The organism is Actinomadura terrae, assembly GCF_022751215.1.
GTDB lineage: Bacteria > Actinomycetota > Actinomycetes > Streptosporangiales > Streptosporangiaceae > Spirillospora > Spirillospora terrae.
Window position 1 is genome coordinate 641,442 of record NZ_JAICDG010000001.1, and the last position, 12,760, is coordinate 654,201.

13 protein-coding genes are annotated in these 12,760 nt (G+C 74.2%); 9 read left to right on the forward strand and 4 right to left on the reverse strand.

The window, feature by feature from the left end:
• The first annotated feature begins 76 nt into the window (after positions 1-76).
• The 4 genes from K2F47_RS02810 (at position 77) to K2F47_RS02825 (ending at position 4,517) form a co-directional block, all read left to right on the forward strand.
• Complete coding sequence (locus K2F47_RS02810; protein WP_242901064.1) at positions 77-1,525, forward strand: MFS transporter; 1,449 nt, start codon at positions 77-79, stop codon at positions 1,523-1,525.
• Positions 1,526-1,567: 42 nt separating this feature from the next.
• Positions 1,568-2,374, forward strand: a complete 807-nt coding sequence (locus K2F47_RS02815; RefSeq protein WP_242901065.1) for an LOG family protein — start codon at positions 1,568-1,570, stop codon at positions 2,372-2,374.
• A complete protein-coding gene (locus tag K2F47_RS02820; RefSeq protein WP_242901066.1) occupies positions 2,374-2,964 on the forward strand; it encodes an LOG family protein in 591 nt (196 codons plus the stop codon). Before K2F47_RS02815 ends, K2F47_RS02820 begins: the two co-directional genes overlap by 1 nt.
• Positions 2,965-3,200: 236 nt before the next feature.
• A complete protein-coding gene (locus K2F47_RS02825) occupies positions 3,201-4,517 on the forward strand; it encodes an alkaline phosphatase PhoX (protein WP_242901067.1) in 1,317 nt (438 codons plus the stop codon).
• A gap of 87 nt (positions 4,518-4,604) precedes the next feature.
• On the opposite strand, the gene K2F47_RS02830 is transcribed toward K2F47_RS02825, so the two are convergent.
• A complete protein-coding gene (locus K2F47_RS02830; protein WP_242901068.1) occupies positions 4,605-4,922 on the reverse strand; it encodes a hypothetical protein in 318 nt (105 codons plus the stop codon).
• A 46-nt stretch (positions 4,923-4,968) separates the two neighbouring features.
• Between K2F47_RS02830 and K2F47_RS02835 the strand changes: the two genes are divergently transcribed.
• From K2F47_RS02835 to K2F47_RS02845, 3 genes are read left to right on the forward strand one after another with little or no spacing between them, the layout of a single operon-like run.
• Positions 4,969-5,418, forward strand: coding sequence for a hypothetical protein (locus K2F47_RS02835; protein WP_242901069.1), 450 nt, complete (start codon positions 4,969-4,971; stop codon positions 5,416-5,418).
• Positions 5,415-5,843, forward strand: a complete 429-nt coding sequence (locus tag K2F47_RS02840; RefSeq protein ID WP_242901070.1) for an SRPBCC family protein — start codon at positions 5,415-5,417, stop codon at positions 5,841-5,843. The genes K2F47_RS02835 and K2F47_RS02840 overlap by 4 nt, the downstream gene beginning before the upstream one ends.
• Positions 5,844-5,891: 48 nt before the next feature.
• Complete coding sequence (locus K2F47_RS02845) at positions 5,892-6,467, forward strand: DNA-3-methyladenine glycosylase I (RefSeq protein WP_242901071.1); 576 nt, start codon at positions 5,892-5,894, stop codon at positions 6,465-6,467.
• Here K2F47_RS02845 and K2F47_RS02850 read toward each other — a convergent pair whose 3' ends face one another.
• The 3 genes from K2F47_RS02850 to K2F47_RS02860 form a co-directional block, all read right to left on the reverse strand.
• Positions 6,468-9,113, reverse strand: a complete 2,646-nt coding sequence (locus K2F47_RS02850) for an FtsX-like permease family protein (RefSeq protein WP_242901072.1) — start codon at positions 9,111-9,113, stop codon at positions 6,468-6,470.
• Positions 9,114-9,118: 5 nt separating this feature from the next.
• Entirely contained in the window at positions 9,119-9,883 is a 765-nt protein-coding gene (locus tag K2F47_RS02855) for an ABC transporter ATP-binding protein (RefSeq protein WP_242901073.1), read from the reverse strand.
• A gap of 109 nt (positions 9,884-9,992) precedes the next feature.
• Positions 9,993-10,778, reverse strand: coding sequence for an enoyl-CoA hydratase-related protein (locus tag K2F47_RS02860; RefSeq protein WP_242901074.1), 786 nt, complete (start codon positions 10,776-10,778; stop codon positions 9,993-9,995).
• Between the two features lie 207 nt (positions 10,779-10,985).
• On the opposite strand from K2F47_RS02860, the gene K2F47_RS02865 reads away from it, so the two are divergent.
• Positions 10,986-11,153, forward strand: coding sequence for a DUF3117 domain-containing protein (locus K2F47_RS02865; protein ID WP_075022250.1), 168 nt, complete (start codon positions 10,986-10,988; stop codon positions 11,151-11,153).
• Positions 11,154-11,272: 119 nt separating this feature from the next.
• Entirely contained in the window at positions 11,273-12,754 is a 1,482-nt protein-coding gene (locus K2F47_RS02870; RefSeq protein ID WP_242901075.1) for a leucyl aminopeptidase, read from the forward strand.
• Positions 12,755-12,760 lie beyond the last annotated feature (6 nt).

The following is a 12,760-nucleotide window of genomic DNA, read 5'->3' on the forward strand; positions in this document are numbered from 1 at the left end:
CCGGAATCGCGATTCCGTATCGTCCCCGGGCACAAGCGGAATCGGAATTCCCCTTCGACTTAGGAGCTGACCGCCCATGCCGGGACGGCACCGGGGGCTCGCCCTCGCCCTGCTCGTCACCGTCCAGTTCGTCCTCGTGCTGGACGCCTCGATCGTCAACGTGGCCCTGCCGTCCATCGGCCGCGAGCTGCGCTTCGACCAGGCCGACCTGTCCTGGATCGGGAACGCCTACACGCTCACGTTCGGCGGGTTCCTACTGTTCGGCGGGCGGGTCGCCGACCTCGCCGGACGCCGCCGGATGTTCGTCGCCGGGCTCGCCCTGTTCACGCTCGCCTCGCTCGGCGGCGGCCTCGCGCAGAGCGGCGGATGGCTCGTCGGCGCGCGCGCCGTTCAGGGGCTCGGCGCCGCGCTCGTCGCCCCCGCCGCGCTGTCGCTGATCATGACGCTGTACGCGCCGGGCCCCGAGCGCAACCGCGCGCTCGGGCTGTTCGGCGCCGTCGCGGGCGCGGGCGGAGCCGCCGGGGCGATCCTCGGCGGGCTGCTCACCGACTGGCTCGGCTGGGAGGCGGTGCTGTTCGTCAACGTCCCGATCGGCGCCGCCGCGATCGCGCTCGCGCCGGTCCTGCTGCCCGAGGCGCGCGACACCGCCGTCCGCGGCTTCGACCTGCTCGGCGCCGCGACCGTCACCGGCGGCCTCGCGCTGCTCGTCTACACGCTGGTGGACGCGGGCGACGCGGGCTGGAACTCCGCCCAGACCTACGGCCTCGGCGGGGCGGCGCTGCTGCTGCTCGCCGCGTTCGTGCTGGTGGAGGCCCGCGTCCGGAACCCGCTGGTGCCGCTGTCGGTCTTCCGGAGCCGCGAGCTGAGCGGCGGCAACCTCGCGGCCGTCCTGATGACGATGGCGGTCTTCCCGATGTTCTACGTGATGACCCTCTACCTCCAGCAGGTCATGGAGTACGGGCCGGTCAGGGCGGGGCTCGGGCAGCTCCCGGTCGCGATCGCGATGGCGCTCGGCGCGGGCGCCGGGTCCGGGCTCGTCACGCGGTTCGGCCCGCGCCCCGCGCTGGCCGCCGGGCTGGCGGTCGCGGCGGCGGGCCTCGCGTGGTTCTCGCGGGTGTCGGCGCCCGGCGACTACTGGCAGGACGTCCTCGGCCCGTCCCTGGTGATGGGGATCGGCGGCGGGACGGCGTTCGTCGCCGTCACGATCGCGGCCACCGCCGGGGCCGCCGCGGACGAGTCGGGCCTCGCGTCCGGGCTGATCAACACCACCCAGCAGGTCGGCGGCGCGCTCGGCCTCGCGATCACGGTCGCGGTGTCCACCGCCGCCACCGAGGACGTGTTCGCCGCCGGGGAGCGGGTGCGGGCCGTTGCGCTCAACGAGGGCTTCCAGGACGGCATGCTCACCAGCGCCGCGCTCGCCCTGGTCGCGGTGCTCGTCGCGCTGGTGCTGCTGCCCGGCCGCCGGGCCGCCGCCACGGAGCCGGGCCCGGACGTGCCGGAGCCGGACACGGCCGGGCTGAAGTAATTCGGCAGGTGAGGGTTCTGGTACTTGGCTACCGTTGGGCCCATGACATCCGAAGTGAACCCTCCCGCGCGCCGGCAGGGGCCGGCGATGCTGCGCGGCCGGGCCGTCCCGCAGACGACCACCGACCAGCGGCTGCTCGACGACCGCGGCAAGTCCGACTGGCTGCACGCCGACCCCTGGCGGGTGCTGCGGATCCAGGCGGAGTTCGTCGAGGGGTTCGGCCTGCTCGCCGAGCTGCCGAAGGCCGTCAGCGTGTTCGGCAGCGCCCGCACCAAGCCCGGTACGCCCGAGTACGAGCAGGCCGTCGAGATCGGCGCCAGGCTGCACGAGGCGGGCTACGCCGTGATCACCGGCGGCGGGCCGGGGATCATGGAGGCCGCCAACAAGGGCTGCGACGAGAACGGCGGGGTGTCGGTCGGGCTCGGGATCGAGCTGCCGTTCGAGCAGAAGCTGAACGACCACATCGACATCGGCTTGGAGTTCCGCTACTTCTTCGTCCGCAAGACGATGTTCGTGAAGTACAGCCAGGCGTTCGTGGTGCTCCCGGGCGGGTTCGGGACGCTCGACGAGCTGTTCGAGGCGATCACGCTCGTCCAGACCAAGAAGATCACCCGGTTCCCGATCGTGCTCGTCGGCACCGAGTTCTGGGGCGGCCTGCTCGAGTGGGTCAAGCAGACCATGCTGTCCTCGGCGAAGATCTCCCCCGAGGACATGGACCTGATCCACCTCACCGACGACCCCGACGAGGTCGTCCAGGTCATCGTCGACGCGCACCTGGAGGCCGAGCGGCGCATCCAGGAGGAGGCCGCGGTGGCCGAGGCGGCCGCGCAGGGCGTGGACGGCACCTGATGGCGCTCGCCGTCTGCGTGTTCTGCGCCTCCAGCAGCAAGATCGACAAGGGGTATCTGGAGCTGGCCGAGCGGGTCGGCGCCGAGCTGGCCCGGCGCGGGCACAGCCTGGTCAGCGGCGGCGCCCAGGTGTCGTGCATGGGCGCCGTCGCCCGCGCCGCGCGGGCCGGCGGCGCCACGACCGTCGGGGTGATCCCCGAGGGCCTGGTCAAGGTGGAGATCTCCGACGAGGAGAACGACGAGCTGGTCGTCACCCCCGACATGCGCGCCCGCAAGGGCGAGATGGACCGGCGCAGCGACGCGTTCCTCGTCCTGCCCGGCGGGATCGGCACGCTGGAGGAGCTGTTCGAGATCTGGACGGCCCGCACGCTCGGCATGCACGACAAGCCCGTCGTCATCCTCGACCCGACCGGCGTCTACGAGCCGCTGCGCGCGCTGATGACCGGGCTCGTCGAGCAGGGGTTCGCCCGCGCGAAGGTCTTCGACGCCGTCGGCTGGACGGCCTCGGTGGACGAGGCGTTCGACCTGCTGGAGCGCTCCCAGCCGCGCATCGAGGCGACCCCGGAGGACTACGCCGAGGCCGAGCTCTGACCCGGGGCGTTCCGGCGGGGTGGATTCCGCGTGTGCGCCCGCGGCGACCGTCCGTGCGCGAGCGCGCGCCGGACGGCGCCGGGGCCGCCTTCGGGACGTCCCAAAGCGGGCCCAATGCGGGACCAAAGCAAGATTGCCCTGGGGGTTTGCCGTTCGTCGGGCGCTCGTTCACCCCCGGTTCAGAGGCGAGGACCAGGCTCCCGCGTGATCCCACCACGCGTTGTGAAGGAGTGCCCATGTCCGTGTCCCGTCGCGGTGTGGTGAAGGGCGGCGCCGCAGGCGCGCTGTCCATCGCCCTGGCCGGAAGCCTCGACTCGCTCTTCCAGACCTCCGCGGGCGCCGATGTCGGCGAGGCCCACGGCTACGGCCCGCTGATCCCCGACCCGAAGGGCGTCCTGGACCTGCCCGAGGGCTTCTCGTACAAGACGCTGTCGGTGGAGGGCGAGCCCATCTCCGGGGGCGGCGTCGTCCCCGGCCACCACGACGGGACGGCGACGTTCCCGGGCAGCAAGCCGGACCGCACCCGGCTCGTCCGCAACCACGAGCAAAGCAACAACGGCACCCGCGCCGTCGCCCGGCCCGAGTGGACCTACGACCCGGCGGCCTGGGGCGGCACGTCCACGCTGGAGGTCGACCGCGAAGGGAACCTGCTCTCCCAGTACGTGAGCCTCGCCGGCACGTCCACCAACTGCGCCGGCGGCCGCACCCCCTGGGGCACCTGGCTCACCTGCGAGGAGACCGAGGGCTTCTCGGCCCAGACCAAGACCCACGGCTGGGTCTTCGAGGTCGACCCGCACGGCCAGCGCACCAAGCCCGTCCCGCTGACGGGTCTCGGCCGGTTCGCGCACGAGGCCGTCGCCGTCGACCCGCACACGCTCACCGCCTACCTCACCGAGGACGCGGCGGGCCCGTTCGGCCTGTTCTACCGGTTCCGCCCCCGCGCGCACCGCGGCGACTACCACGCCTACCTCCAGGGCGGACGGCTTGAGGCGCTGAACGTGCGCGGCGTCCCGGACCTGTCGATCGTGCAGGAGCCCGGCACGAAGCTGCACGCCCGCTGGGTGAAGGTCCCCGACCCGTCGGCGAAGGAGACCTCCGTCCGCAAGCAGTTCGACACGATCACGCGCAGCCAGAAGCTCGAAGGCGCCTGGTGGGGCCACGGCAAGGTGTACTTCGTGTGCAGCTTCGCGCATAAGGCCAACGGGGCCGCCGCCGACCACGCCGGCCAGGTCTGGACCTACGACCCGAACAGCAACCAGATCGAGCTCCAGCTGATCTTCAAGCCGGGCGGCCGGTTCGACGGCCCGGACAACATCACGGTCTCGCCCTACGGCGGCGGCGTGATCCTGGCCGAGGACGGCGACGGCGAGCAGTACCTCGTCGGCACGACCAAGCAGAACAAGCCGTTCGCGATGGCCCGCAACGCCCTCAACGGCAGCGAGTTCACCGGCGTCACGTTCTCGCCCGACGGCCGCATCCTGTTCGCCAACCGCCAGTCCGACCCGGGCGCCACCTTCGCCATCACGGGCCCCTGGCACAAGCTGCGCGGCTGAGCACTCCGTAGCTCCCCGGTTTCCTGGGTCCGCTCCCCAGGAGAACCGGGGGCCCGCGTGAGGCCGGGCGCGTCAGGCCAGGCCGTGTCAGGCCAGGCCGCGGCGGGTCGCGGCCGGGGGGCGGACGCCCTGGATGGAGGCGACCATGTCGACGACCTGGCGCACGGCGTCCGCCTGCGGTCCGGGGACGCGGAACGCGCGCGCCCCGAGCCAGGCGTAGACCGACGCCGCCGCGAGCAGCGCCGGATCGGGCTCGGTCTCGTCCGACTCCAGCGTGACCAGCACCACACCGCCCGCCGCCGCGAGGTCCTCCACGCGCGCCGCCGAAGGCGCGGTTCCGGCGTCGACCGCGCCCTCCGGGACGTCGGCTCCGGCGGTCAGGACCCATCGCTCATGCAACCCCATGCCCCCAAGCGTGGCACGATCGGTCGTGCGTGGACGTTGAGAGACGTTGACAGATCGGAGCGCGAACGTGGTTGTGGTGTTCGTCCTGGTCGGCGTCGCCGTGCTGGGCGCCGTCGTCGTCCTCGCCATGGGCAGGGGCGGCGAGCTGGCCGAGACCCATGCCGACCATCCGCCGCTCCCGCTGCCGGAGGGGCGCCACCTCACCGCGTCGGAGCTGGCCCACCTGCGGCTGCCGCGCGCGGCCTGGGGCTACCAGGTCACGGTGACCGACGAGGCGCTGCGCCGCCTCTCGGGCGCGCTGAACGAGCGCGACCTGCGCCTCGCGGTGCTGGAGCGGCAGCTCGACGACCTGCGCCGCCGGCTCGGCGAGCAGGAGCGGCCCGAGCGGATCGGCGCGCTGCACGGCATCCAGGAGCAGGTCGCCGCGAACAACGGCGCGCTGCGCGGGTCAGAGGACGGCGCGGGCGACGAGCCCGCCGGGGAGGACGGCTCGTGAGCGCGGTCGCCGTCCACGCCGAGGCGGTCTCCGGCGCCCCGCCCGAGCGCCTCTTCGACGTCCTGACCGACTGGCCGCGGCACGCCGAGTGGATGCCGTTCACCAGCGCCGAGGGCGGCCGCGAGGTCGGTGCCGAGCTGCGCGCCTTCACCGGCGTCGGCCGCGTCGGGTTCCTCGACACGATGGTGGTCACCGATTGGCGGCCGGGGCGGCGGGTGGCCGTCCGGCACACCGGGAAGGTCGTGCGCGGCGAGGCGTGGTTCGAGGTCGCCCCCTACGGGACGGGCAGCCGCGTCGTGTGGGCCGAGCGCGTCGACCTGCCGCTCGGGCCCGCCGGACGCGCGGGCTGGCTGGTGGCCGGGCCGGTCGTCCGGGCGTTCATGGGGCTCGGCCTGCGCCGGCTGGCCGCGCTCGCGGCGGCCTGACCCGGCCCGATGGACGGTTTGTCGGTGGAGTGAGGTAGAACGTTTCGGATGAGCACAGCGATCCGTGGCGAGGACGGGCTGGCGCGCTGCCCGTGGGGGCTGTCGGCGCCCGACTACGTCGCCTACCACGACGAGGAGTGGGGCCGTCCCGTCCGCGACGACGCAGGCCTGTACGAGCGGCTGTGCCTGGAGGCGTTCCAGTCGGGCCTGTCCTGGCTGACGATCCTGCGCAAGCGCGAGGGGTTCCGCGCCGCCTTCCACGGGTTCGACCCGGAGAAGGTCGCGGCGTTCGACGACGCCGACGTCGCCCGGCTGATGGGCGACGCGGGCATCGTCCGCAACCGCGCGAAGATCGACGCGGCGATCGGCAACGCCCGCGCCGCCCTCGACCTTCCCGGCGGCCTCGCCGCGACCGCCTGGCGTTACGCCGATCCCGACGCCCCCGCGCACGACGACATGGCCGACGTCCCCGCCTTCACGGAGGGGTCCAAGGCCCTCTCCAAGGAGCTCAAGCGGCACGGCTTCCGGTTCGTCGGCCCCACCACCGCCTACGCCCTGATGCAGGCGTGCGGCCTGGTCGACGACCACCTCACCGGCTGCCACCGGCGCGGCGCCTACCGCTGATCACTCCGCCTTCGTCGCCTCCAGGACGGGAATCCCGGCGGCCCGGCGCGCGGGCAGCGCGGACGTGCCGAGCGTGATCGCGGCGGCCGCGCCGATGATCAGCACGTACAGCCACCAGGGCGCGGCCGGCGTCAGGAACGAGCTCTGTGTGGCCACGCCCATGAGCGCGACGGTCCCGAACGCGGTGCCGAGGCCGAGCAGGCCGCCCAGCAGCACGACGGTCGCGGCCTCCCACCGGACGATCGAGCGGACCTGCGCCATCGTCGCGCCGACCGCACCGAGCAGCCCGAACTCGCGGGTGCGCTCGGCGACGCTCATCGACACCGTCGTCGCCATCCCGAACAGCGCGAGGACGAGCGCCATGCCGATGAAGCCGTAGATCACCCGCATGCCCTTGGTCATCGACTTCGACGCGGTCGTGACATATCCGGCCTTGTCCATGACCTGCACGCCGGGGACGGCGGCCACCGCCCGCCCGATCGCCTCGTCCGTCCCGCCCCGGACGAGGACGGCCTGGGTCGCCGCGTCCGGGTCGAGCCGGTCCATGGTCGCGGGGGAGACGAGCGCCTGGTCGGCGAACAGGTGCGAGGGGTCGTGATAGGCGCCCGCGACCTTCAGCGGCACCCGGCCGCGCGCGCCGCGCACGATGATCTGCTGCCCCTTCTTCAGGTGGTTCGCCTTCATCACGGTCGACGTCAGCCCGACCTCGCCGGGGCCGAGCGCTCGCAGGTGCCCGCCCAGCCGGAGGACGGACGGCAGCGCCGCCTGGTCCGCGCCGGTCACGGTCAGGTAGACCGGCTCGGGTGCCTCCTCGGGGGAGGGCGGCCGGGGCGGCGGGCTGACGAGCTTGGCGTCGGTCACGGTCAGCGGCACGGCGTGCGTCACGCCGGGGGCCCGGGCGGCACGGTCCGCCACGTCCCGGGGGAGCGGGGCGGGGCCGTCGGCGGTCGTGCCGGTCGCGGCGACCGCGTGCCCGGCGACCATCACCTGCTTGCCCGCCTCCTCGAAGCGCGCGTCGGCCGACAGCACCATCAGCGCGGTCGAGGTGACGAGCGCAACGCCCAGCATGAGCGACGAGGCGGCGGAGGAGACACGGCGCGGGCTGCGGGTGATGGTGGCGCGGGCGAGCCGTCCGGCCTCGCCGCTGACCGCCATGCCGAGCCGTCCGACCAGGCCGCCGAGCGGGCCGACGAAGAACGGCGCGAGGACCGCGAGGCCCATCACCATCGTCATCGAGCCCAACAGGATCATCATGGCGATGCCGACGGTGCGGTCGGGGCCCTGCGGCTCCTCGGCCCGGACCGCGAACGTCAGCCCGTAGAACATCGCGGCGTGCGCGAGGATCACGAGGGCGCCGACGAGCCGGGGCCAGCGGCGCCCGCCGGTCTCGGTGGCCGTGGCGCGCAGCGCCTGCATCGGCGAGATCCCGGCGGCGCGGCGCGCGGCCCGCCAGGCGGCGAGCTGGGTGACGAGGATTCCGGCGGCGGCCGGGACGGCGAGCGCGACCCAGCCGAACTGGGCGTCGGCGGCGCTGATGTCGAAGCCGTCCTGCGCGAACAGGTGCGTGAGCAGGCTCGACACCGGGTAGCCGAGCAGCACCCCGCCGGCCGAGGCGACCGCGCCGAGCACCAGCGCCTCGAACCGGATCAGCCGCTTGATCTGGCGCGGCGTCGCGCCGATCGCCCCGAGCAGCGCGAGCCGCCGGGTCCGCTGCCGGACGAGCGTGCCGAACGTGTTGGCCACCACGAACAGCCCGACGAACACCGCGACCGACGACAGCATGCCGATCGCGCCGCCGATCGAGACGCCGTTCGACTGGTTGTTGGCCGACTCCTCGTGGCGGATGGACGAAGCGGTCTGGACCGTGACAGGGCAGTTCCGGGGGGTGTGGGGGGTCGTCCCCCCACAGGGGGGCGCGTTCTTCTGGCCGTGGGCGGTGAGGGCGCGGGTCAGGTCGTCCCGCAGCTTGGCGGGCGCGACGCCCGGCGCCGCCTTCACCCACACGCTCTGCCAGGAGCCCGCGGGCAGCCCCGCCGCCTGCCGGACGGTCTCGGGCGTCGCCAGCACCAGGTCGCCGCTCGCGACGGCGCTGTGCCCCTGGACGGTCGCCACCCCGACGACCGTCATCCGGCGCGTCTCGCGCGGCAGCGCCAGCGTCGTCGGGTCGCCGGTGCGGAGCTTGCCCGCGCGGGCGATGTGCCGGGTGACCACGACCTCGCCCGGCGCGGCGGGCGCGCGGCCCGACTCCAGGTGATAGGCGGCGAGCCGGCCGTCGGACGGCCAGGGCCGCAGCCGCGTCCGCCCGCCCGCGGGCGCGACGACCGGCTTGCCGTCGCGGCCTCCCGCCTGCACCTCGACCATCGCGTCGCCGGAGACGGCGGCGACGCCGGGCACCTTGGCGACGCGGTCCAGCGCGACCCGGCCGTCCGGCGTCGAGTAGACGTCGTCGGGGTCGGCCGACCCGCCCTGCACGAGGACGTCCGCCCGCGCGTACTCGCTGGCGTCGCTGCCCGCGACCGCCTCCTGCGCGCGCAGCGTGAACTGGAGCGAGCCCGCGATCAGCCCGACCGAGAACATCGCCGCGAGCAGCGTGGCGATCAGGCGCATCCAGCCGTCGGCGAAGGAGCGCCGCGCGATGAGCCACATGCCGCTCAGCCCTCCATCCGGCGCATCACGGCGTGCACCGCGTCGATCGTGGGCGCGGCCAGCTCGTGGACGATCGTCCCGTCGGCGAGGAACAGCACCCGGTCGGCGTGCGCGGCGGCGACCGGGTCGTGCGTGACCATGATCACGGTCTGCCGGTAGTCGTCCACGGCCGTGCGCAGGAAGCCCAGCACCTCCGCACCCGAGCGGGAGTCGAGGTTGCCGGTCGGCTCGTCGGCGAACAGCACCTCGGGACGGGTGAGCAGCGCCCGCGCCACCGCGACCCGCTGCTGCTGGCCGCCCGACAGCTCGCTCGGCCGGTGCGACAGCCGCCCCCGCAGGCCGAGCGCGTCCACGATCGTGTCGAACCACAGCCGGTCCGCGCGCCGGTTGCCGAGCCGCCCGGTCAGCCGGATGTTCTCCTCCGCCGTCAGCATCGGCAGCAGGTTGAACGACTGGAACACGAACCCGAGCCGGTCGCGGCGCAGCTTGGTCAGCCGCGTCCGGGACAGGTCGGTGATCTCCACCTCGCCGATCCGGACCGACCCGGACGTCACCGTGTCGAGCCCGGCCAGGCAGTGCAGGAACGTCGACTTGCCCGACCCGGACGGCCCCATGATCGCGGTGAACTGGCCCCGGGCGAACACCGCCGAGACGCCGCGCAGCGCGGTCACGGCGCCCTCGCCCGTCCCGTAGGACTTCACGAGGTCGGTCGCGACGGCCACGGGGCCGCTGAGCTGCGCCGCGCGGGGTGCGGCGGTTGTCTGTGTCATGCCTCAAGGCAACCGCGCGGGCACCCCCGCGCGCATTGGCGCGCACTCCAGAGTCCGAGGTGGGGACAGCCCCACCCCTGATTCGGGCTACCGGGCCCTCGGGCCCGGGCTACCGGCCCTCGAAGGTCGGCTGCCGCTTGTTCAGGAACGCCTCGGTCGCGTTGTGGTGGTCGGCGGTCCGCTCGCACCGGTCCTGGAGCTCGGCCTCCTTGTCCAGCGCGGACGCCAGGTCGGCGGAGGCCGCGTGGTCGAGCGCCTCCCGGACCGCCGCGTAGGACGCCGTGGGACCGGCCGCCAGCCGCCGCGCCAGCTCCACCGCCGCCGGGGCCAGCTCGTCCGCCGGGACGACCCGGTTCACCAGCCCGATCTCCAGCGCCTGGGCCGCCTTCACGGGCTCGCCGAGCAGCAGCAGCTCGGCCGCCTTGGCGCGGCCGACGAGGCGTTGCAGCGTCCACGACATGCCGCTGTCGGGCGCCAGCCCGATCCCGGTGAACGCGGTCGCGAACCGCGCCGACTCCGACGCGACGATCAGGTCGGACGCGAACGCCAGCGACGCGCCCGCGCCCGCCGCGACGCCGTTCACCGCCGCGACCACCGGCTTGGCCATGCGGGTGAGCGTCAACACGATGGGGTTGTAATGGCGGCGGACGGTGCCGTCCAGGCCCTTGCCAGCGGCCAGGTTGTCGGCGTGCTCGCGCAGGTCCTGACCTGCGCAGAAGGCACGCCCCGCACCGGTGAGGATGACCGCGCGGGCGGCGGTGTCGGCGGCGGCGCGCTGGAGGGTCGCGAGCAGCGCCTCCTTCATCGGCGCGGTCAGCGCGTTCATCCCGTCCGGACGGTTGAGTGTGATAGTCGCCACACCCTCGGTGAGGTCGTACAGCACGGTCTCCGGCATCGTCGCCCTCCCATCCGATGCGCATCCTTTCACAGCCGCCACGAGCGCCCCAGGGGCCGCTCTGCCGATCTGGAGGCTGATCGTTACCACTTCGCGCCCGGAAGACGAGATAATGGACCACTACTGATGACGCGAATGCGACCGGCGGCCCCGCGGCCAACGGTGCCCGAGGCCCCCAGCGGCCCTAGGCAGGAAGGGGATGCACGCATGGCGGCGATGAAGCCGCGGACGGGAGACGGTCCGCTCGAAGTGACCAAGGAGGGGCGCGGAATCGTCATGCGGGTCCCGCTCGAGGGCGGCGGCCGCCTTGTGGTCGAGCTCTCCGCCGACGAGGCCAAGGAGCTCGGCGAGGCCCTCAAGGAAGTCGTGGGCTGACGGCCCGGCGCTCCCGAGTCCTTTGGCGACGGTCCCGGCGTATCCGCCGGGGCCCTTGCCGTTCCCGGGGAGTGAAGATCACGGATTTTCGGCAGCGTTTCTGAGGGAGAGGACCGTCCATGCCCATCGAGACCCGCGTCCAGCGCGAGGGTGCCAGTGGCACCCTCACCCAGACGGCGGTCGAGCTCGGGGCCGAGGTGGTGGCGCTGCCCGTCCGTCCAGGGTCCGATGGCGCGGCCCCGTCCGCCGCCTCCCCGTCCGCCGCCGCTGAGATCTCCGCCGCGCTGCCCTTCACGCTGGACGAGCTGCTCACCCTGCACGGCGCCAAGGGCGAGCCGGGCGAGGTCGTGTCCGCGCCCGTGCGGCTCGGCGACCAGGTCCGCGAGCTGCTGCTCTACGGGGTGGGCGCCGCGTCCCCGGCCGACCTGCGCCGGGCCGGCGCCACGCTGGCCCGCCGCGGCAGGGGCCGGAGCGCGCTGGTCGCGGCCCTCCCCGCCGAGGCTCCGGCCGCCTTCGTCGAGGGCGCGCTGCTCGCCGGCTACCAGTTCAAGATCGGCGCGGCGCCGCCCAAGGCGCCCCTCGGCACGCTCGCCGTGCTCACCGACGCCGGCGCCGAGATCGAGCGCGGGACGGCGCGGGCCCGGGCCACCGCCCTCGCCCGCGACCTCACCAACACCCCGGCCGCCGAGAGCGATCCGTCCTGGCTCGCGGCGCAGGCCGAGGGGCTCGCCGCGGGCGCCGGCCTCACCGTCCGGGTGCGCGGCGAGAAGGAGCTGGTCGAGGGCGGGTTCGGCGGGCTGCTGGCGGTCGGCGCCGGATCGGCCCGGCCGCCCCGGCTGATCGAGCTGTCCTACGTCCCGGACGGCACGCCCGAGCGGCACGTCGTCCTCGTCGGCAAGGGCATCACGTTCGACAGCGGCGGCCTGTCGCTGAAGCCGAACGACAACATGAAGACGATGAAGACCGACATGGCGGGCGGCGGCACGGTCATCGCCGTCATGTCCGCGCTGCGCGACCTCGGCGTCCGCGCGCGGGTCACCGGCCTGGTCGCGGCGGCCGAGAACATGCCGTCGGGGTCGTCGATGCGGCCGGGCGACGTCATCGCCCACTTCGGCGGCAAGACCTCCGAGGTGCTCAACACCGACGCCGAGGGACGGCTCGTCCTCGCCGACGCGCTCGCCTACGCCGACGCCGAACTCGACCCCGACGTCGTCGTCGACGTGGCGACGCTCACCGGCGCGGCGAAGGTCGCGCTCGGCCTGCGCACCGGCGCCCTGTTCACCGCCGACGACGCCCTCGCCGCCGCGCTCACCGCGTCGGGAGAGGCGGCGGGCGAGCCGCTGTGGCGGCTGCCGCTCGTCGAGGACTACCGCGCCGCGATCGACTCCGACGTCGCCGACATCAACAACATCGGGCGCGGCGGCTACGGCGCCGGGGCGATCACGGCGGCGCTGTTCCTGCGCGAGTTCGTCGGCGACCGCGTGTGGGCGCACCTGGACGTCGCGGGCCCCGGCCGCTCCACCTCCGAGGACGCCGAGATCACCCGGGGCGCCACCGGCTACGGCGCCCGCCTCCTGCTGGAGTGGCTGACCACGTCCTGAGGCGGG